This window comes from Syntrophomonas sp. UBA1041 (assembly GCF_002316705.1).
Taxonomy (GTDB): Bacteria; Bacillota; Syntrophomonadia; order Syntrophomonadales; family Syntrophomonadaceae; genus DTU019.
The window spans coordinates 17,191-37,029 of record NZ_DCEA01000093.1; the positions used below are offsets into that span (position 1 = coordinate 17,191).

Sequence of the window (19,839 nt, forward strand, 5' to 3'; positions counted from 1 at the left end):
CAACAACCCCCTCCCCGCGACACCAACAGAGGATATCGGCCGATTTTGCAAAGCATTAGCCGGCTTTGATAGACCCCAGGGTTTCTTTGCACTGTAAAAGAGAGGTTATAACACGATTAACAGGTGTTTCCACCCCCAGGCGTTCCCCCAGCCTGACTACCGCACCGTTCAATGCCTCGATTTCGGTTTTTCGGCCCCGTTGAATATCCTGCAGCATGGAAGCCCGGTGAGCCGCGGTAGAAGGAACCATTTGACGGTAAAACGAACTCCGATAGGCCTCGCCGTCTTTCCAGGGGGTGGGCTGTTCCAGGGCTTTCAGGACCGCAAAAATCTCGTTTATGATTTGATCCATCAGCTGACGGCTCCATTCCATCTCGGCGAGTTTGCCGTAAGGCACCTCCAGAATAGCACCGAGAGGGTTCAGTGCTGAGTTATAAATGATTTTTGCCCATATTAACTCCATAATATTGGGTGACACCCGGGTGGGAATACCTGCCTCGCAAAAAACATCGGCCAGTTGTTGCAGCCGGTCTTCATCTATCAGTTGATGAGGATGGCCTAACAGAACATCATCAGCTATAACGGTCACCTGGGATATACCCGGCTCTAGGGTTACCGCACCGAAAATCACCCGCCCCAGGATGAGGCGGTCGGCGGCAATGTATTCGGAGGCGGCTTCATAATTGCCATAGCCATTTTGCGCCAGAAGCACATAGGTGTTATCCTTAATACAAGACTTTAAGACTTGAGATACCGCGGCAGTCTGGTAAGCCTTCACGGTAACTATAATCAAATCAAAATCCCGATCGGCTAACTGGTCTACGGAAGCCGCCACCTGATCTAAATAGGCCTGATGCTCGCCCCAAATACCCTGAATCTGAACCCCTTGCCGGCCGATACGGGATGCCACTGCAGGAATGTCGATACCGGACACCCGATGGCCGGCCCGCTTTAAAAGGCACGAGTATACTGAGCCCAGGGCCCCCAGGCCGAATACTAATATTTTCATCACTTAAACCGCCTTTTGTCATTTGATATGTTTTTGTATAGGGATGTTTCCAGTTAGTATTATACTCTATTGCGCTGCCGTCAAGAGGCTTTTATTTAGAAGACCGGTTTATCACGGCGGTGGATCGGGGTATGAGGGGCTGGCGCATTGATTTGCCCCAGGATTGCCAGCTGTTTGTAGACTGCCAGGTTTTTAAGCAGGCTGCTATTTGGTATTAAATATGGGGAAAGGGAGAATGATATGCCCGAATACAGTTATGTGGACCAGCCCCAGGTGCTGCAATATCTTTTTTATCCGCGGTCAGATGCCAGTGAAAATCCTCCCGGCAGCTACGATTATTTTGTGGAGGCCGGAGACAATGTCCGGGTGGCCTGCCGCTTTTATGTGGCCGATCCAGGCTGGCCCTGGATGCTCTACTTTCATGGCAACGGTGAAGTAGCCGGCGATTATGACCAAATCGCTCCCCTTTATCATCTCTGCAGGGTAAACCTGGTGGTGGCGGATTATCGCGGTTACGGATTAAGCCAGGGCAGGCCGTCGGTGACCGCTTTGATCAGTGATGCCGAACAGGTCTTAGCTGAAATCAAACGACAGGTCAAAGAGCGTTATAATCAGTCGGAGTGCTGGGTTATGGGGCGCTCTATGGGCAGCATCGCTGCACTGCACCTGGCCTATGGATACCCGCAAGAGATGAGGGGTTTTATCATTGAGAGCGGCTTTGCCAGCGTAACGCGCCTTATCACCCATTTTGGTATTATGGACCCCAATCCCCGCTTGAAGAGCATTGAAGAGGCTTGCCTGGAGATGATAGGGCAAATCAAGCTGCCAGCCCTGATTTTGCACGGGGACCGTGACACCCTGGTACCCTGGTCCGAGGGTAAGTTGATATATGACACCCTGGGCTCAGCTAATAAGCAAATGCTTACCATGCCCGGGGCCAGCCACAATGACATAATATTCCGCGACCTGCCGCGTTATTTTGGTGCCATTCAAGAATTCATAAACAATTGTTAAGTCAATTTTATATTACCATTTCAAGCAAGGGAAAAACGAGAACATGATATTGTCAAGGCTTATAAATAGAATTCACACTGATCCGGGCTGGCTTCAAGCTGACCCCTGGCGAGCTTATCGCCTGGTGTTGTTGGCAGCCCGTTTCGATATCCCTATCAACAGCGATGCTGTTGAATTAATCAGGTCTATTGATTACAGCGGTTTAGACCGGCAGCGCGTTTTCACAGAGCTGAGCAAATTGCTGTTCTTATCAGTCCGGCCATCCCGGGGGTTTCGTTATATGCTGAAATGCGGTATTTTAGAGCAGCTTCATCCGCTGCTCCATGCCCTGGTGGGATGCCGGCAGGAAAAGAGCCATCACCCTGAAGGCGATGTTTTTGAACATACCATGCTGGTTGTAGACCAATGCAGGCTGCGTATGAAAGATTCCGGCAATCCCCAGGCCTTGATGCTGGCCGCGCTTTTGCACGATATCGGTAAACCGGTTACCATTGGCCACCATAAGGGCAAGGTCACCTCTTATGGACATGATGTAATCGGCAGCAAGATGGCGGCCAGCTTTTTGACAGAATTCAAGGCTCCGCCAGATCTGGTCAGAACCGTACAGCAGCTGGTCAGAGAGCATATGCAGCCGGTTTTGTTGTATAAGCAAAAAGAAAAGGTCAGTAATAAAGCCATACGCCGCTTGCTGGGCAGGGTCAATGTGGACGAATTGTTGTTGCTATCGGAAGCCGACTATCTCGGCAGGGGGGGCGAAAGGGATTACCGGCCCATACGGGACTGGTTGTGCCGGCGCATAGAGCGCTTGAAACTGTCTTTGTAAATCACCTTACATACCTTCTGCAAATCAAGTGACCGTAACGGCTTCTATAGCCCGGCCCTATTTTTAAAATAAGTCTGTTTAATGCAGGGAGAGATTTCGATTCGAGGTCAGGCCGAGCGGCTATAGCTCAAATAATGTTTGAAAGCTATGATTAATCCCAGCGCAGCCAGCCAGATCAATGGGCCGGTGCTGAGAGCGCAGACTGCCATGGCGAATCCGCCGCCCATTGCGGCCGGGTCGGCTTGACGCCACAGGGCATAAACCAAGAGCCAGGCAACAATAAAAACCGCAATTGCCACAGGTTGAATTGACCATAGAAGACCGCCTAAACTGGTAGCCAGACCTTTGCCTCCGGAAAACTTCAGCCAAACCGGCCAGATATGGCCGCTTACCGCCGCTGTCACCCCCAACAGGGCATCGACCCCCAAACAATCTGCAATCCAGGCTGCGGCTGCTCCTTTTCCGCAATCCACAATAAACACTGCCAGGGCTGGCAGCCAGCCCATAATCAGGCGTGTATTCATGGTGCCCATATTGCCTGAGCCGTGCTCGCGAATGTCCAGGTGAAAGCAGGCGTTACCCAGAAGGTAAGCGCTGGGTATACTCCCTATAAGGTAGCACAGGGCTACTGTCTCTGCCATGAGCAAATAACCATATTCCATAAATCTTCCCATCCTGATCCCGCATTATTTCGGCGGGAAGCGGATAAAATCCTTTCAATAGAACTGTGGGGACATCCTGCGGTCCTTCTCGTCTGTACAACGCCCGATTGATATATCTTATGCCCGGGAGCAATTGGCTTATGCCCGTCATACATACCCCCATATAATTCGGCATGGCCCGGCTCAAACTCCTGCCGGGGTTAATTGTCAGTTCGGCCCGGGAAAAGGAACAGATCCCGGATCTGTTTCCCATTCCTTCCCAGCCCCGGGTATATGCCCCGCTAAACATAACTATTTATTATTTAAAGTATAATTGCCAATATGATATAGTAGTTTTATATACAGTCTGTTAATCGGAAAGGATGATATCGTTGCCATATACTATAGATGCCAGAGGATTAAACTGCCCGGAGCCGGTGATACTCACCAAGAGAGGGGTGGACCTGGGCGAGGAGCACATTGTGATCATGGTAAGCAATCAGGCTGCGCGGGAGAATGTCAGCAAAATGGGCATCAGCCAGGGATATGATGTGGCTGTTGAAGAAAAAGGCGGGGAATTCCATATTACCCTGAAAAAAAAGGCAGCCCCCCAGAATGCGCCCGCTGCGGCCGAAGAGGTTTCGGTTTTAGTGAAAAGCGACCTTTTTGGGAATGGCGATGCCGAGTTGGGGCAGATCCTGATGAAAAGCTTTTTATATACCCTCAACGAAACCGCGGGGATCAAATATATAATATTTATGAACCGGGGGGTTTTACTGACAGTTGCCGGGTCTCCGCTTCTGGATCATTTACAGGCTCTGGAGGAAAAAGGTATATCCATTCTGAGCTGCGGAACCTGTCTGGACTATTATAATATCAAAGAACAGCTGGCAGTGGGAGCGGTCACCAACATGTATACCGCCATGGAGATTTTGACGAGTACATCCCGGAACCTCACCCTATAAAAGAAAGGAGAGTACCTCCAATTGATATATATGGACAATGCCGCCACCAGCTTTCCTAAGCCGGAGGCGGTATACCGGGCGGTCGATTATTTTAATCGCAACCTCGGAGGCAGTCCGGGGCGGGGGAGTCACCAATCCACACTGAAAGCGGGAGCCGTCTTGCTGGAATGCCGTGAATTGCTGGCTCGCTTGTTTAATATAGCTGATGCGGCTCAAATTGCCTTCACCGCTAATATTACCGATGCCATCAACATCGGACTAAAAGGAGTACTGAGGCCGGGTGATCACATCATCACCAGCAGCATGGAACATAACGCCGTGGCCCGTCCCCTGTATGGGCTTTCCCAAGAGGGTGTGGAATGGACCAGAGTTCCCTGCAGGCCGGATGGCTCTTTGGATCCCGCCCATATTGCGCCGGCTGTCAAGGCCAATACCCGCATGATTTGCATGCTGCACGCTTCCAACCTGACCGGGACTATACTTCCGATAAAGGATGTAGGCCAAATTGCTCATCAGTATGGACTTCTTTTTATGGTTGACAGCGCTCAGACGGCGGGGGTATTGCCCATAGATGTGGAGGCCAGTCACATCGACATTCTCACCTTTACCGGCCATAAAAGCTTGTTGGGGCCTCAGGGCACCGGGGGTATTTACGTGCATCCCCGGGTGAAGCTGCGTCTGCTCAGAGAGGGCGGTACCGGGTCTGCTTCCGAATCTCTGGATCAGCCCACGATCATGCCTGACCGTTTGGAATCCGGCACCCCTAATACACCCGGTATTGCCGGTCTGGCAGCTGGTCTCGAGTTTATTTTTAAGACCGGGATGGAGAATATTCGCCGTCATGAACAAGAACTCACCGATCTTTTAATCAGGGAATTGCGGAACATACCCGGTCTCAAGATTTACGGTCCGGGTGACAGCCGGCTCATGACCGCGGTGATATCATTCAACATCGCCGGGATCGATTGCGGAGAAGTGAGTTTGCTGCTGGACCAGAATTATGGTATCATAACCCGCTCGGGAATGCACTGCGCTCCGCTGGCTCATCAGACCATAGGTACAGCCGAGCTGGGAGCCTGCAGAATAAGTCCCGGATTTTTCAATACTACGGATGAAGTTCAAAAAGTCATTGAGGCATTGCGGCACATAGCCCGGACCTGAGCTATTGGCGGGGAAAAGTTGAAGATATTTCCCTGCTGAGGCGCAGGTAATCAACGGCCCCGTTGCTGTTGGGCCGGTAGGCTAATACATCCAGTCCCCGGGCCGGGGATTCGGTGATCGAAACACTGTCCCGCACCATGGTCTGCAAAACCAATCCCGGGAAGAGCCGGTTTAGCCCGGCCAGGGTTTCTTTATTGATCTTGCGGCGGCTGAAGCGGTTGATGAAAAGACCCAGAAGAGAAAGCTGGGGGTTGAGATATTTCCTCACCGCAGCGACGGTATCTGCCAGGTGAGACAATATCTTTAGATCCAGGTACTCGGCCAAAACCGGTACCAACACTTCATCGGCTGCGGCCAGGGCATTGATATTGAGCAGGCCCAAACCCGGCGGACAGTCAATCAGCACGAAACCGTAATCAGGCGCCTCTTTAAGAGCCTGTTTCAATAAGGTTTCCCGCCCTATGGCCCCGGCCATCTCCACCTCCAATGCCGCCAGGGATCGGCTGGAGGGCATCGCGGCCACCCCGCGCACCTCTTTGAGATCACTCCAGGAGGCCTGCTTTTTGAGCAGCCGATAAGTCCCGCTTGCACCGGCGGAGATCTGCAGGGCGGCACTCAAAGAACCCAAAGGATCTGCATCCACCAGCATTACCCGGTATCCCATACTGTGTAAAGCAAAACCGATATTCAAGACGGAGGTTGTCTTGCCGCAGCCGCCTTTGGGGTTGTATATGGCCAGAACCCGCATTAGGCTCGCCTCCTTTCCCGAGTAAATTTCATTTCGGCACATAACACCGGCTATCCTGCCTGCCAAAAAGGGCAAAAAATAAGTGGGTTTTTACACCCACTTATTTAAAAACCATCGTTTCACTCGAGTACCCCGATAATCTAATCAATAAGACCTTGGGATAATTCGCTTAATTTCTCCTTATTCAGGATGAAAAAACAGCCTGAACCGATTATTGTTCGATTTTGGCTGCCGCAGGTTTGAGAAGCGGACTACCTACAGGTAGTACGACTTTCTTAAATTCTGTATTTAATACTATCGCAGCACTCATGTAGATACCGCAGATACCAGAGATCAGCAGGAAGATACCGGCGATGGGAGAATATTGAGCTTTGGGCAGCCACATGCCGTCAGTCAATGCTACCAGAGGTACTGCAACGTCCAATGCCAGGACTAGTATAGTCATAACCAGGGGTGCTCTAAAATAGGCCGGGGTCCATAGCCATAAAACGAACCATAGAGCCATCCAGGCCCATCCGTCGATTCTAGTATCAACCGCAATCCCGGTCAGCTTGGCTGAATAAACCTTGACGAAGAATTCTAATCCGCCGACCAGCATGAAGAATGCCGAGAAGAACAGGAAAATATTACCGCCGGTTGTTGCGCCCTCGGCCAATTCAATTAAACCCACTACCAACTGCACTACGAAACCACCGATAATCCAACATCCTAACAAGGGCGCCGCGGTTCCGGACACTTTGCCGGTCAATACCGCATAAAACGTAAAACATGCAACTGCTAGTGCTACCAACCCTGCAGGGGCAGGATTTGCCCAAGATGAATTACCTGACATCTAAACTCCTCCTTTTTTTCCTCTTCTTAATTTTCAGGATTCCGTTAGGCTGATTCACCTCCTTGTTACAGAAATCCAATGGGCTCTTAAGGAGTACAACTGGTTTTCCTCCCGGAAGCCCAAAACAGTTTCACCGGGTTAGGGAATAGTAGATGAATGTGGTGTCATTTGTCTCTCTGCGAACACCACGTGAAGGTACTGTCCATGAAAGGTAGTCAAGGTTGGGCAATTAATAGTGTATTTCGGCTGTGATCCCTGCTGTGTTGGCTATGACGAATACAGCATTTCCGGTTTTTCTGTGATCTCCTCTGCCTTTCCTTCCTGAAATCGAGGATTTAGTTGGAGGAAAACATATAATGCTTAGCTACGGTATATACCCTAAACCGGGTCTCACCAATACGCCTATACTAAACAGTGATTATGCTTGATTAACCTATTAATTGTATGCAATGGGTGCGAATTCTATACATAAGTGATTTTATTTTATTGGACATGTAGGGTTTTGTCAAGAACTATACCGCCCAAGGACTTGTATCATGGCTTTATTGCTATATATATGTGAGCCGGATAAAAAATATGGACAAAAATTGTGGAATAGTCTTATGCATCTTGAAGCTGCAGGGATAAAGCTGGCTGCAAGCTTCAATATTAGTGGTTAAGAGCGGAGTCTATCGGTATAATATAAGGTAGTGCATATTGGATTATATTCAAGTTTTAGGAGGATATAAAATGAGCGCGGATGTTATAAAGATAGAGGTATTCGGGGGCATAGCTCCTTCCGGAGGGTGAAGCTGTTCCTCGGGTTGTACGCCCGGGGACAGTTGTGGACCAACTGTTTCGGAATTAGCAGATAAGCTCAAGGCTGAATTGCAGCGAACCTATGGAGATAGAGTGCAGGTTGACTACATAGACACTGCCCAAACCCCGCTCAGTTCCTTCCCGCTGATATCTCACGTAGTGCAAATGGGTTACAGTTTCCCGATTACGGCCATTGATGGACAGCCCCGTATGGCTGGAGGGGTGGATATCGATCATGTTAAGAAACTGCTGGATGAAATGCAGATATAAGGTGTAATGACTTGAACCTAAAGAAAGAGGAAAAAACAGGGGAAAAGCGATGATGACGACAAGCGCCACCCTGAAAGGCTTGGTGTGTCTGATTACGGGGGCCTCCCGGGGCATTGGCAGGGCTATTGCCAGGGCTGTTTCCGGCGCCGGGGCTGCGGTAGCGGTTAACTACCATCAGTCTGAACAGGCCGCGCTGACCCTTGAAGACGAACTGATAGCCGGCGGGGCGCAGGCTATGGCCATAAAAGCAGACGTGAGCAATGGCAGACTGGTTGAGGATATGTTCTTACGGGTAGAGGATCGACTGGGACCGGTTGATCTGCTGGTCAACAATGCCGGCATTGCTTTTAAGGGCCTTCTGACCGATACCAGAGATGAGGATTGGGCACGGCTGATGGCCGTTAACCTGACCGGTCCGTTTCTATGCTCGCGTCGGGCCTTGCCGGCTATGATAAGCAAACGTTTCGGGCGCATTGTCAATATTGCCTCCATGCAAGGCGTATGCGGCGCATCATGTGAGGCTGCCTACGCTGCTTCCAAAGGCGGGCTGATCGCCTTAAGCAAGTCACTGGCATCCGAGGTGGGGCCTTCGGGTATTACCGTGAATGCCATTGCGCCAGGACCGGTCTTAACTGACATGCTGTGCCGGGATATGGATGAAGGGGAGATGGGCGACCTGCTTTCATTGCTGCCGGTGGGGCGATGGGGGCAGCCTGAAGACATCGCCCGGGCCTGCCTGTTTTTACTGTCCCCCCAGAATTCCTTTGTCAATGGAAGTGTTCTGGCTTTGGACGGAGGCTGGAAGGCTTGATAGCGTCAATGGAGGTAATAAGATGTTTTTCCGACGTATAAACAGAAATGATCCCTGCTGGTGCGGAAGTGGCAAAAAGTACAAGAAATGCCACATGGAACAAGAACAAAAATTATATGAAATGAAGTTGCGCGGCATCCCGGTACCCGGTCCCGAGATCATAAAGAAACCAGAACAGATCGAGGGCATTCGCAGGGCCGGCCAGGTCAGTAAAACCATTCTTGATCAGCTGGAGCCGCTGATCAAGCCGGGAGTCTTGACTATAGAAATCGATCGGTTCGTTCATGATCAAACCATTACCGCAGGCGGCGTACCGGCGACTTTGAATTATAAAGGTTTTCCCAGAAGCTGCTGCACTTCAGTGAACGAGGTGGTCTGCCATGGTATTCCGCAAGATTACGCTTTAAAAGAGGGGGACATTGTAAATGTTGATGTCACCACTATTGTGGATGGTTTCTATGGTGATATCAGCCGTATGTACTTTGTCGGGGAGCCTTCCCCGCAAGCGCGCCAGCTGGTTGAGGTAACCCGGGAATGCCTTAATCTGGGTATAGAGCAGGTTAAACCCTGGAACCGCACCGGAGACATTGGGTATGCTATCGAACAACACGCCAAGAAATTCGGTTATTCGGTAGTGCGCGATTATGGCGGCCATGGCATCGGATTGGGATTTCACGAGGATCCTTTTGTGCCTCATTACGGCGGCCGCAACCGGGGCATGGTGTTGGTGCCCAACATGGTTTTTACCGTCGAACCCATGATAAATGCCGGGGACTACCGCTGTCGGGTGCTGGATGACGGATGGACTGCAGTTACTGCGGACGGTTCCCTGTCTGCACAATGGGAACAAACCGTAAGGGTTACGGAAACCGGGGTAGAAGTTTTGACCGCTTAAGTGCGGTTCTTGTTGTCCGGTTTGATGAAAGGCTGCCGGCTCCGGGAGGGTTCTTGAAAGGGTCTAACTGGGGCCGGGAAAGCGTAAGTATTAAATGAAGATACCAATAGAGGCAGTTGGCGGCCATGATAAAGCCGACTAGGGGGAGGGTTGAAATGAAGCCCAGACCGAGTAAGACCGATTACTATCTCAACATCGCTCTCGATGTCGCATCCCGGGGCACCTGCCTACGCAGGAATTACGGAGCGGTAATAGTCAAAGACGATGCGATCGTTTCTACCGGGTATAGCGGAGCAGCGCGGGGTTTACCCAATTGCTGTGACCTGGGGGTTTGTGAACGGGAAGCCCGGAATGTCCCCCAGGGGGAGCGCTATGAACTATGCCGCAGTGTCCATGCGGAAATGAACGCCATAATCAATGCGGGAAGGGAGAAGACCATGGGGGCCACCCTTTATCTGGCCGGATATGACGTGAAAAGCGGGGAAGTCTTGGACGCGGACCCCTGCTTCTTGTGCAAAAGAATTATTTTAAACGCCGGTATTTATAAAGTCATCTGCCGCAGCGGGGATGGCACCTCCTGGGGGATAGTCCCAGAAGGGCACCCCAGCTACCATCAATAAAAGTGGCCTTCCTGATCATACATCAGGAACGGGTAGCTTTATAAACGCTTTGCAACTGGGCTAAAGCGCTTTCATAGGTTACGAACCAGGGCTTGCGCATCATGGCGATGGTCAGCCGCTGGGCTGTGGAGTCGTGTTGCACCCGGGCCATAAAATCCAATTTCGGCTTTCCTTTTTTGCTTCTCAGTACGACATGCCAGACTGAATCAGCCGCCTCGGGAACGTGCCAGGTTTGGATTTCATAGCCGTTTTCCCGGGCATATGCGCTTATGCGCCGGCGCATGATGGCTTTCATAGCTGCCAGGCGCTTGCGGCTGACATGATCAAACACCTTTCTACTCATCTCTTCATCATCCTTCATTTTATTTCTATCCATTATATTCCTGAAGAGACAGATATGTTCACCAGATGCCCAGTGAAGTTCACCAAACACCTCACAGCAGCGGGCTGTAACGTTGACGCGGGTCAATGCCGGGGTTGGGTGACATTTTCAACTGGCGGGCGATAATGGGTATGCCCTGGCTTATATCCTGTGCCGATAAAGCCGCAAAACTGAGCCGGAAGAAGCTGCTGTCACTGTTGTCGGGGTAAAAGTGGCTCCCCGGGGCGATCACCGCCTGATTGGCCAGGCAGGCTTCATAGAGCCGATTAGAGGATAGACCCGGCCGGCCTTGCACCCAGATGCAAAGACCGCCTTCAGGCTCCTGAAAGGTAACTCCGGGTGGGAAACTGCGCCGCATGGACTCTAAAATATGGCGGTAACGCTCCAGGTAGCATTTTTTCATATAGTCCAAATGAGTTTTCCACAAGCCCTGACGCAGATACAGGTCAAAGGCCCGCTGCAACAAACCGGAAGTGGATATATCCGCGATGTGCTTGGCCGCCATCAACTGCGGCAGCAAATGCCGGGGCGCCAGCATAAAAGCCAGGCGCAATCCGGGCATAAGTATTTTTGAGAAGCTCTTAATATAAATCACCCGGTCGTCTTCATCCTGTTCTTTTAGAGCTCGTCGTTCCCGCCCGTCATAGGATAGTTCCGTAAAAGAATCGTCTTCAATCAAAACCACATTCCAGCGGCGGCAAATATCTAACAGGGCTGCCTGCTTTTGAGGGCTGTAACAGATGCCGGTTGGATTCTGGAAGTTGGTCATAACATACATCAGCTTGGGGTGATGTATACGTAGCTGCTTTTCTAAAGCCTCCAGGTCGATGCCGTCAGCCTGGAGGGGAATGGCCTGAATCTGAGCGCCCCTGGAACGGAAAGAAGCCAGTGCCCCCGTATAGGTGGGGCTTTCAGTGAATATCCGGTCCCCCGGAACGATCAGGGAGCGGGCGATGATGTCGATGCCCTGCTGCGCCCCAGATATGACCTGTATAGCTTCGGCATCGTAGTTTATGCCTCTTTGAGACAGATAGGCGGCCACACTGCAGCGCAGCGGGTAGTAGCCCTGACTTTCCTGATACCCGAAAGCTTCACCGCGATCCCGGTTCAACACCTGATTTATTATGGATTGAAAGTCATCAACCGGAAACAGTTCTGCGTCCGGGGTAAGGGTGGCGAAATTGACGGCCTCCGGCGGTACCGGCACCTGCCAGTTGTCGGGGACGTCAGGGGTAAACTCCGGAGGGACGGCTGTGCCAGGGGATGCAGAAATGGTCTGGGCGGCCTCTGCGGGATAAGAAACAAAAGTACCCTTGCCCACCCGGGCTATTACCAGTCCTTCTCTTTCCAGACAGCGAAAGGCCTGTACCACCGTTACCGTATTAACCCCCAGCCGGGACGCCAGGCTGCGGATAGGGGGCAGTTTTTGGCCGTTCTCCAGCTGCCCCGACAATATGGTATTTTTAATCTGCAGGTAAAGCTGCTGGTACAATGGCAGGGGATGGTCGCGCTGTAATTGTATCGATACATAGGGGTCAAACACGGATAATCACCTCGTTGACACTGAATTAACGGTGTGCAATAATATATTCGTTATAAACTATAATCGATAATTGTATCGATACATACAGTATAACATATGATATAAGACATACAAGGGAGGAACCAAAATGGAGGAAAGATACAGCCTCAACAAGAACCTGGCTCAAATGCTTAAAGGCGGAGTCATCATGGACGTAACCAATGTAGAACAGGCACTGATAGCCGAGAAGGCAGGCGCCGTCGCGGTTATGGCCCTGGAAAGAGTGCCGGCCGATATCCGCAAACAGGGCGGCGTTGCCCGCATGTCTGATCCTACCATGATAAAGCAGATAAAAGCAGCCGTAACCATACCGGTGATGGCCAAGGTAAGAATCGGCCACTTTGTGGAAGCGCAGATTCTGGAGGCCATCGGCATTGACTATATAGATGAGAGCGAAGTCTTAACCCCGGCTGACGATATGTTTCATATCGACAAACGGAGCTTTAAGATTCCCTTTGTGTGCGGAGCCAGAAATCTGGGCGAAGCCCTGCGGCGCATTGGCGAAGGCGCCGCTATGATTCGTACCAAAGGTGAAGCCGGAACCGGAAACGTAGTTGAAGCGGTGCGCCATATGCGCCAGATCATGGCTGAAATCAGGCAGGTGCAAATGCTCCCCAGCGAAGAGCGCATGACCTTTGCCAAAGAGATCGGCGCTCCTTTTGACCTGGTGGAATATGTCGCGGAACGTAAGAAACTGCCGGTAGTCAATTTTGCGGCAGGCGGAATCGCAACTCCGGCGGATGCCGCCTTGATGATGCAGTTAGGCTGCGACGGCATTTTTGTCGGCTCCGGCATTTTTAAATCCGAGGATCCTGCCCGCAGAGCCCAGGCTATAGTTAAAGCCACCACCTACTATAATGATCCGGCGGTATTGGCTGAGGTATCGGCCGGCTTAGGCGAAGCCATGGCTGGACTAGAGATTGATAAACTGCAAGATCAATATGCACAGCGGGGATGGTAAGATGACCACTATTGGAGTGCTATCGTTACAGGGAGCGGTGGCCGAACACCTGGAATGCCTGAACAGCCTCGGCAATGTGCGGGGTTTGGCGGTTAATACCAGGGCACAGCTGGAAAGAGTAGATGCTTTAATCATGCCGGGCGGTGAGAGCACCACCATGGGCAAGCTGCTTATGGAGTATGACTTGAAGCAGCCCCTTCAGGACCGCATCAAAGAGGGTATGCCGGTGTGGGGCACCTGCGCGGGTATGATACTTTTAGCCAATCAGATTGTGAATCAGGACTGGACTTATTTGAATGTGCTGGATGTAGCCGTGCGCCGCAACGCTTATGGCAGCCAGCTGGACAGTTTCGAGACCCGGGCGGTAGTGGACCAAGTGTCCCCTGAGCCTTTTCCGCTGGTTTTTATCAGAGCCCCGTATATCGAACAAGTTGGGCCTGAGGTCGAAGTCCTGCTGCGTCTGGAAGGCCATGTTGTGGCGGTAAAACAGCAAAACATCCTGGCTACTGCTTTTCATCCTGAACTCACCGGCGATTTGCGCTTTCATCAATTCTTTGCCAATATGCTCCAGGGGGCTGCTTAAAAACAGCCCTCAGAGATACGAGGACGTTTGTTTACCTGAGACTAGGGGGCGTTTCGTTTGTTTATCCGGGGGGATAAGCAAACGAAACGCCCCGATGATTTTATCAACACTGTTACAAAAATGTCGCAGAACTGTCACGATTTCGAACGGTTTTATGCCTCCGGAATGTCTCGAACTGCAATATTATTCGTGATTTATTCCTTGATGGGAGCGGATATCGCCAGAACAGTTATCTTTGGCAAGGTTTTAATCAGCTTTGCCCTCAAAGACATTTAACTTGCTAATCCTCATTTGTCAGGCTATTTCTGCTATGTGGTGCGGGATTCCTCCTCGATCAGCTTTATACCATCCCCTGGTTTGGCATAAAGCTTGCATAATGTTTTACGTGGGCTCATTTCAGATTCTTAAAATCCGGTAAAAAGAATTTCAATTCCAGGGGGCAAAACCATTCCTGATTGGCATAGTTTGCCAAAATTATAGCTTTTCTGATAAGCTTAAAATTGTATTGATACTTTTATTTACTCATGAAAACTCTACATATAGTATTCATACTGGTTATGAAAAAGCATGTGAAATGTTTAGCATAATCGCTAACGGCCTGAACAAACAATAGAACTATTTTAAAATATTGCTAATACTAAATCTGAATCACTTTTTGGTAATGCTGATTCTAAACTGGTTCAGAATCAGTTTGAAGGAGGCCTAAACAGATGTCTGATCAAGCGACCCTCGGTATTTTCCTGTTGTTAACCCTGGCTTTCCCGGTAGGGGCTATGGTCGCCGCCCGGCTTTTTCGGGCCAAGCCCCGGCCATCTCAGGAGAAGCTGCTGCCCTATGAGTGCGGCGTAGACACCAAAGGACCCAGCTGGATGCGCTACCGGGTCAACTATTTCTTATATGCCCTGGTATTCCTGGCTTTCGATGTTGAAACCATTTTTCTGTTTCCCTGGGCGGTAAAGTTTCAGCAGTTGGGCTTATTTGCGTTTATTGAGATGATCATCTTTATCGCCATTTTATTGGTAGGTCTGTGGTATGCCTGGAAGGAAGGTGCGCTGAAATGGTATTAAACGAGGCTGATACCCGGGATGGCAGCAGTGATGTGGAACAGCTGGAGAAGCACAATATTATCGTTACCACTCTGGAGAAGATTTGGAATTGGAGTCGGGCCCGATCTTTTTGGCCGCTGTCCTATGGCTGCAATTGCTGCCCGATTGAAATGATGGCTTCAGGAGCGGCCCGGTTTGATATTGCCCGCTATGGTTATGAGGTTTTTCGGGCTTCGCCCAGGCAGGCTGACTTGCTCATAGTGGCCGGCCCCATCACGTTAAAAATGGCGCCGGTGGTAAAAAGGGTCTATGAGCAGATGCCTTCACCCAAATGGGTGTTGGCTATGGGCAATTGCGCCACCAGCGGGGGACCTTTTCGGGATGGCTACAGTATTCTCCCCGGAGCCGATACTCTGTTCAAAGTGGATATATTTGTGCCCGGGTGCCCTCCCCGGCCAGAAGCCTTGTTTCACGGGCTCTTGGAATTAAAAAAGAAAGTGGAACGGGGTGATTACTGATATGGCAGAGGAGTCTAATACTGCTAAGGACAACCATATGGCAGAGCTGGCCGCTGCTCTTAATGAGCGGTTTAAACCTTTGGAAGTGAACTATGACCAGTATTTCGCCTATCTCAAGATAGAGCCTGGGGCCCTTCCTGCAGTTATGCAGTCTCTCTATGATGATTGGGGCATGAACTACCTGGGCAACTTGGATGCCGTAGACTATGGGGAAGAATTTGAAGTGGTATACCACCTCTACGGGATTCCGGCCCATGATAAAAAGATTGCTGTCAAGGTGAGGGTTCCGCGCCAGAATTCTAGTGTACCTTCACTTATCGCCATATATCCTACCGCTGACTGGCAGGAAAGGGAGGCTTATGATCTGATGGGGATTAAGTTTACTGATCATCCCAACCTGGTCAGGGTTTTGCTTCCTGATGACTTCAGCGGTCATCCCCTGCGCAAAGACTTCGGGAAGGGGGTTTGAGGCATGATCGAAACGGAAACCTATACTATAAATATCGGCCCGCAGCATCCCAGCACTCACGGCGGTCTCCATGTCGAAGCCATAATGGACGGCGAGGAAGTGAAAGACGCCATCGTCCACGTGGGCTATGTGCACCGCTCGGTGGAGAAAATTGCCGAAAGCCGCACCTATGCGCAATTTGTTCCTTATGCCTCACGGCTGGATTATCTGGCTTCTCATCTGCCCACTCTGGGATACGTCCAGGCGGTGGAGAAGCTGGCAGGCATTATCGTGCCGGAAAGGGCGGAATATATCCGGGTCATAGTATCGGAATTGTCCAGGATTGCCTCTCACATGATTTTCGTAGGCAGTCTGGCCATCGATCTGGGGGCTACCACCGGAATGGTTTATTGCTTCCGGGACCGGGAGCGTATAATGGATATGTTTGAAATGAGCAGCGGACAGCGCATGATTGCTTCCTACATGCGCCTCGGCGGAATCAGTGCCGACCTGCCGGAGAGCTTTTACCCCGCGGTGGAAAGCTTTATCAACGATCTGCCCGGAATGATAGCGGAATATCACGGGCTGATCAGCGGCAACGAAATCCTGCAGGAGCGCTGCAAAGATGTGGGCATTCTTTCGGCTCAAGACGCTGTCGCCTATGGGGTAACCGGTCCCAATTTGCGGGCCAGCGGGGTCGATTATGATCTGCGCCGCGACGACCCCTACGGCATCTATCCCCGCTTTGAATTCAGGGTTCCCACCGGACAGAACGGGGACTCCTGGGACCGCTTCATGGTGAGAATTGAGGAAATGGAACAATCCGGGCGGATTATCAAACAAGCCCTGCGGGATATGCCCTCTGGAGAAATCCAGGCCAAGGTGCCGAGAATCCTGAAACCCGAGAAAGGCCGGGAGGTTTACCATCGCGTGGAATCCTCCAAAGGCGAATTGGGATTCCACCTGGTCAGCGATGGCAGTGACAAGCCTTACCGTGTGCATGTGCGCGCCCCATCGTTCATTAATCTGATGGTTCTGCCGCTGATTTGCCGGGGCGGCAAACTGCAGGACGTCATCACCAATATCGCCACACTTGATCCGGTTTTGGGTGAGTCAGACCGTTAACTAAAGGGGGAGTTGGATACCATGGAACATTTGTTTACCAATATTGCACAAATTCTGACCTCCTGGATGGTGAGCCTGGGGCTGCCACCGATTTGGGCTGATTTGATATTGCTTATCGGGCAATGGACAATCATCGTAGTGATCGTCACCCTGAACGTCATTGTCCTGGTGTGGTTGGAGCGTAAGATATCAGGTTTTATTCAGGAAAGGTTGGGACCCAACCGTTTGGGGCCTTTTGGCGCCTTTCAGACCATTGCCGACGCCATGAAGCTTTTGACCAAGGAGGATATCATTCCCTCACAGGCGGACCGCTGGATTTTTATGACCGCACCGATGCTTTTCATTGTGATAGCCGTCATGCTTTATGCGGTTTTGCCTCTGGGACAAGGCATGGAGGTGGTGGATCTCAATGTAGGTCTGTTCTACTTTATTTCGCTGGGCTCTCTTTCCACCATCTGCCTGTTGATGGCAGGCTGGGGCTCGAACAATAAATGGTCACTGCTGGGGGCCATGCGCTCGGTGGCGCAGATGATCAGTTATGAAATCCCCCTGGCTTTTTCCCTGCTGGGAGTGGTTATGCTTGCCGGGTCCTTGAATCTTTCCGAAATAGTGACTGCGCAAAACCGGTACTGGTTTATTCTCTTGCAGCCGGTGGCCTTCCTGACCTATTTTATTGCTGCCACCGCTGAATTGAATCGGGGGCCTTTCGATATGCCCGAAGCTGAGCAGGAATTGACAGCAGGCGCTTATACCGAGTATACCGGCATGCGCTGGGCCTTGTTTTTCCTGGCGGAATATACCAACCTGGTGGCGGTGTCGGCCCTGGCGGCTACGTTGTTCTTTGGCGGCGGTCAGGGGCCCTGGCTGCCTTCCTGGTTATGGATAATTATAAAAACCTATTTGATTATGCTGGTATTCATGTGGATGAAATGGACTTTCCCCCGTATTCGCATGGATCACCTGATGTCTTTTAGCTGGAAAGTGCTTATCCCGGTCAGTCTGGCCAATATACTGATCACCGGACTGGGGATAGAGTTCTTCCGCGGGATGGGATGGTGATGAAAAATGATTGGTAAAGGACTCTTGAAGGGTTTAGGGATCACCCTGAAACACGGGGTGGAAAAACCCAAGACCATTCAGTATCCGGAACAGCGCCCTTATTTGCAGGAACGTTTCCGAGGCTGTCTGGAGTTCGATTATAAGAACTGCATTGTCTGCGGGATGTGCACCAAAGCCTGCCCTAATAATGTGCTCAGTTTTGAGACTGCGCCTATTGAGGGTTCTAAGAAGAAACGCCTGGTCAGCTACACCATAGATTTGCAGTACTGCATGTTCTGCAACCTGTGTGTGGAGGCCTGCCCCACCAATACACTATTTTTTGTGCATGATTTCGAGCTGTCCACCTACCGGCGCGATGAGATTAAAAAGGTTTATATCCCTCCCGCCCTTACACAGGTGGATGCCGGAGGAGGGCAAGCAGAGCTGATACCTCAGGACGCCCTTGAGCCGGACCGGGAGGCGGAGGCCGAAGCCAAACGGCTCAAGCAGCTTCAGGCTATGAAAACCGCCTTATCCAAGGGGGGGCAGAAAGTTCTGGCCAAATATGTGGACACAGAAGAAGATGCCGCCGTCCTGGCGAATTTGCTCCAGGCTGATGAAAAGAAACGGGATAAGATGGCGGCCTTGATCGTCGATGATAAGGAAAAAGCCCGTAAAGTAGCGCAGGCTTTTGTTGCCAAAGAGCGCAAGACTCAGGCCGGAGGTGAGGAGAAGTGAGCCTAATGATTATCAATGACCTGGTCTTTGTCTTAATCGCCTCGATTACATTGCTGAGCGCTTTGGGCATGGTGTTAAGCCGCAACATAGTCCACAGTGCCCTGGCCTTGATCCTGACCTTTATCGGGGTGGCCGCCCTGTTCTTCAATCTGGGAGCGGCTTTTCTAGGCCTGGTGCAGATCCTGGTATATGCCGGCGCCATCTCGGTATTGATCATATTCGCCATAATGCTGGTCATGCATGGCGAGGCCCATAAGACCAACCGCTTTAATCCCAGCCTGGGAACCCACCTCTGGGGGGGATATATTGCTGCGGTAATGACCATAGGCCTGGTTGCAGCCATCTGGTTCAGCGAGCTGCCCGAGGTTAAAGGCCGGACGGTTGAAGACGCCGTAGGCCTTCTGGCCGGATTATTACTGGGCAATTATGTAATAGCCTTTGAGGCAGCGGCAGTGCTCCTGCTCCTGGCAGTGGTGGGGGCTATTATCCTGGCGAGGGGAGTTGAGGAACAGTGATCGGACTCACCCATTATTTGATCCTGTCCACCTGTCTTTTTGGCATCGGGGTTTATGGAGTATTATCCAAGCGCAGCGCGGTGGCTATCTTGATGTCCATCGAATTGATGTTAAATGCCGTAAATATCAATTTTGTAGCGGTCAACCATTTTATAAATCCTGATCAGGCGGTGGGACAGCTATTTGCCATTTTTATCATAGTGGTGGCCGCCGCTGAGGTCTCAGTGGGGTTGGCCTTGATAATATCCATATACCGGCATAGAAAGTCTGTCGACTTGAGTGATTTCAATCTGATGAAATGGTGAGGAGGGAGCGC

The 19,839-nt window shown here is 51.1% G+C and carries 25 protein-coding genes; 19 read left to right on the plus strand and 6 right to left on the minus strand.

What is annotated here, in order from left to right:
* Positions 1-55 precede the first annotated feature (55 nt).
* Positions 56-1,009 carry a ketopantoate reductase family protein gene (locus B2633_RS13605; RefSeq protein ID WP_483171256.1) on the minus strand — a complete coding sequence of 318 codons (954 nt, stop codon included), beginning with the start codon at positions 1,007-1,009 and terminating at the stop codon, positions 56-58.
* A 240-nt stretch (positions 1,010-1,249) separates the two neighbouring features.
* Here B2633_RS13605 and B2633_RS13610 point away from each other — a divergent pair, with 240 nt between their 5' ends.
* On the plus strand, positions 1,250-2,023 hold the full coding sequence (locus tag B2633_RS13610; protein ID WP_483171258.1) for an alpha/beta hydrolase: 774 nt from the start codon (positions 1,250-1,252) through the stop codon (positions 2,021-2,023).
* A 49-nt stretch (positions 2,024-2,072) separates the two neighbouring features.
* Positions 2,073-2,846: an HD domain-containing protein gene (locus tag B2633_RS13615; protein ID WP_483171260.1), complete on the plus strand. Its 774-nt coding sequence runs from the start codon at positions 2,073-2,075 to the stop codon at positions 2,844-2,846.
* Positions 2,847-2,953: 107 nt separating this feature from the next.
* Here the strand turns inward: B2633_RS13615 and B2633_RS13620 are convergent, their stop codons facing one another.
* Positions 2,954-3,508: a glycerol-3-phosphate acyltransferase gene (locus B2633_RS13620; protein ID WP_483171262.1), complete on the minus strand. Its 555-nt coding sequence runs from the start codon at positions 3,506-3,508 to the stop codon at positions 2,954-2,956.
* Between the two features lie 371 nt (positions 3,509-3,879).
* Between B2633_RS13620 and yedF the strand changes: the two genes are divergently transcribed.
* Together yedF and B2633_RS13630 are read left to right on the plus strand one after the other, a co-directional pair.
* Positions 3,880-4,452, plus strand: coding sequence for a sulfurtransferase-like selenium metabolism protein YedF (yedF, locus tag B2633_RS13625; RefSeq protein ID WP_483171263.1), 573 nt, complete (start codon positions 3,880-3,882; stop codon positions 4,450-4,452).
* Between the two features lie 21 nt (positions 4,453-4,473).
* Positions 4,474-5,613, plus strand: a complete 1,140-nt coding sequence (locus B2633_RS13630) for an aminotransferase class V-fold PLP-dependent enzyme (protein WP_483171264.1) — start codon at positions 4,474-4,476, stop codon at positions 5,611-5,613.
* Position 5,614: 1 nt separating this feature from the next.
* Here B2633_RS13630 and B2633_RS13635 read toward each other — a convergent pair whose 3' ends face one another.
* Entirely contained in the window at positions 5,615-6,361 is a 747-nt protein-coding gene (locus B2633_RS13635; RefSeq protein ID WP_483171265.1) for a ParA family protein, read from the minus strand.
* A 211-nt stretch (positions 6,362-6,572) separates the two neighbouring features.
* Positions 6,573-7,193 (minus strand): acetate uptake transporter family protein, encoded by a 621-nt coding sequence (locus tag B2633_RS13640; RefSeq protein ID WP_483171266.1) that lies wholly within the window; start codon positions 7,191-7,193, stop codon positions 6,573-6,575.
* Positions 7,194-8,060: 867 nt separating this feature from the next.
* Here B2633_RS13640 and B2633_RS13645 point away from each other — a divergent pair.
* From B2633_RS13645 to B2633_RS13660, 4 genes are all read left to right on the plus strand, one after another.
* The gene (locus B2633_RS13645) at positions 8,061-8,261 is read left to right on the plus strand and encodes a hypothetical protein (protein WP_483171267.1); all 201 of its coding nucleotides are present in this window, start codon (positions 8,061-8,063) and stop codon (positions 8,259-8,261) included.
* 49 nt (positions 8,262-8,310) lie between these two features.
* Positions 8,311-9,072, plus strand: coding sequence for a 3-oxoacyl-ACP reductase FabG (fabG, locus tag B2633_RS13650; RefSeq protein WP_483171268.1), 762 nt, complete (start codon positions 8,311-8,313; stop codon positions 9,070-9,072).
* Positions 9,073-9,094: 22 nt separating this feature from the next.
* The gene (map, locus tag B2633_RS13655; protein WP_483171270.1) at positions 9,095-9,967 is read left to right on the plus strand and encodes a type I methionyl aminopeptidase; all 873 of its coding nucleotides are present in this window, start codon (positions 9,095-9,097) and stop codon (positions 9,965-9,967) included.
* Positions 9,968-10,122: 155 nt separating this feature from the next.
* A complete protein-coding gene (locus tag B2633_RS13660) occupies positions 10,123-10,587 on the plus strand; it encodes a deoxycytidylate deaminase (protein ID WP_481037692.1) in 465 nt (154 codons plus the stop codon).
* Between the two features lie 22 nt (positions 10,588-10,609).
* Here B2633_RS13660 and B2633_RS13665 read toward each other — a convergent pair whose 3' ends face one another.
* Together B2633_RS13665 and pdxR are read right to left on the minus strand one after the other, a co-directional pair.
* Entirely contained in the window at positions 10,610-10,963 is a 354-nt protein-coding gene (locus B2633_RS13665) for a hypothetical protein (RefSeq protein WP_483171271.1), read from the minus strand.
* Between the two features lie 58 nt (positions 10,964-11,021).
* Positions 11,022-12,512 (minus strand): MocR-like pyridoxine biosynthesis transcription factor PdxR, encoded by a 1,491-nt coding sequence (gene pdxR, locus B2633_RS13670; RefSeq protein ID WP_483171273.1) that lies wholly within the window; start codon positions 12,510-12,512, stop codon positions 11,022-11,024.
* 127 nt (positions 12,513-12,639) lie between these two features.
* Here pdxR and pdxS point away from each other — a divergent pair, with 127 nt between their 5' ends.
* From pdxS to nuoK, 11 genes are all read left to right on the plus strand, one after another.
* Complete coding sequence (gene pdxS / locus B2633_RS13675; RefSeq protein ID WP_483171274.1) at positions 12,640-13,512, plus strand: pyridoxal 5'-phosphate synthase lyase subunit PdxS; 873 nt, start codon at positions 12,640-12,642, stop codon at positions 13,510-13,512.
* Positions 13,472-14,095, plus strand: coding sequence for a pyridoxal 5'-phosphate synthase glutaminase subunit PdxT (gene pdxT, locus B2633_RS13680; protein ID WP_483171275.1), 624 nt, complete (start codon positions 13,472-13,474; stop codon positions 14,093-14,095). Before pdxS ends, pdxT begins: the two co-directional genes overlap by 41 nt.
* A 57-nt stretch (positions 14,096-14,152) precedes the next feature.
* On the plus strand, positions 14,153-14,371 hold the full coding sequence (locus tag B2633_RS13685) for a hypothetical protein (RefSeq protein WP_483171276.1): 219 nt from the start codon (positions 14,153-14,155) through the stop codon (positions 14,369-14,371).
* Between the two features lie 434 nt (positions 14,372-14,805).
* Entirely contained in the window at positions 14,806-15,162 is a 357-nt protein-coding gene (locus B2633_RS13690; protein WP_483171278.1) for an NADH-quinone oxidoreductase subunit A, read from the plus strand.
* The gene (locus B2633_RS13695; protein ID WP_483171279.1) at positions 15,153-15,659 is read left to right on the plus strand and encodes an NADH-quinone oxidoreductase subunit B; all 507 of its coding nucleotides are present in this window, start codon (positions 15,153-15,155) and stop codon (positions 15,657-15,659) included. Before B2633_RS13690 ends, B2633_RS13695 begins: the two co-directional genes overlap by 10 nt.
* Before the next feature lies 1 nt (position 15,660).
* Positions 15,661-16,128, plus strand: a complete 468-nt coding sequence (locus B2633_RS13700; RefSeq protein ID WP_483171280.1) for an NADH-quinone oxidoreductase subunit C — start codon at positions 15,661-15,663, stop codon at positions 16,126-16,128.
* Positions 16,129-16,131: 3 nt separating this feature from the next.
* Positions 16,132-17,232: an NADH-quinone oxidoreductase subunit D gene (locus tag B2633_RS13705; RefSeq protein ID WP_483171281.1), complete on the plus strand. Its 1,101-nt coding sequence runs from the start codon at positions 16,132-16,134 to the stop codon at positions 17,230-17,232.
* A 21-nt stretch (positions 17,233-17,253) separates the two neighbouring features.
* A complete protein-coding gene (gene nuoH / locus B2633_RS13710; protein WP_483171282.1) occupies positions 17,254-18,291 on the plus strand; it encodes an NADH-quinone oxidoreductase subunit NuoH in 1,038 nt (345 codons plus the stop codon).
* A gap of 6 nt (positions 18,292-18,297) precedes the next feature.
* Positions 18,298-19,008, plus strand: a complete 711-nt coding sequence (locus B2633_RS13715) for a 4Fe-4S binding protein (RefSeq protein WP_483171283.1) — start codon at positions 18,298-18,300, stop codon at positions 19,006-19,008.
* Between the two features lie 5 nt (positions 19,009-19,013).
* A complete protein-coding gene (locus B2633_RS13720; protein WP_481037703.1) occupies positions 19,014-19,523 on the plus strand; it encodes an NADH-quinone oxidoreductase subunit J family protein in 510 nt (169 codons plus the stop codon).
* A complete protein-coding gene (nuoK, locus tag B2633_RS13725) occupies positions 19,520-19,828 on the plus strand; it encodes an NADH-quinone oxidoreductase subunit NuoK (RefSeq protein ID WP_481037704.1) in 309 nt (102 codons plus the stop codon). Before B2633_RS13720 ends, nuoK begins: the two co-directional genes overlap by 4 nt.
* Positions 19,829-19,839: the final 11 nt, after the last annotated feature.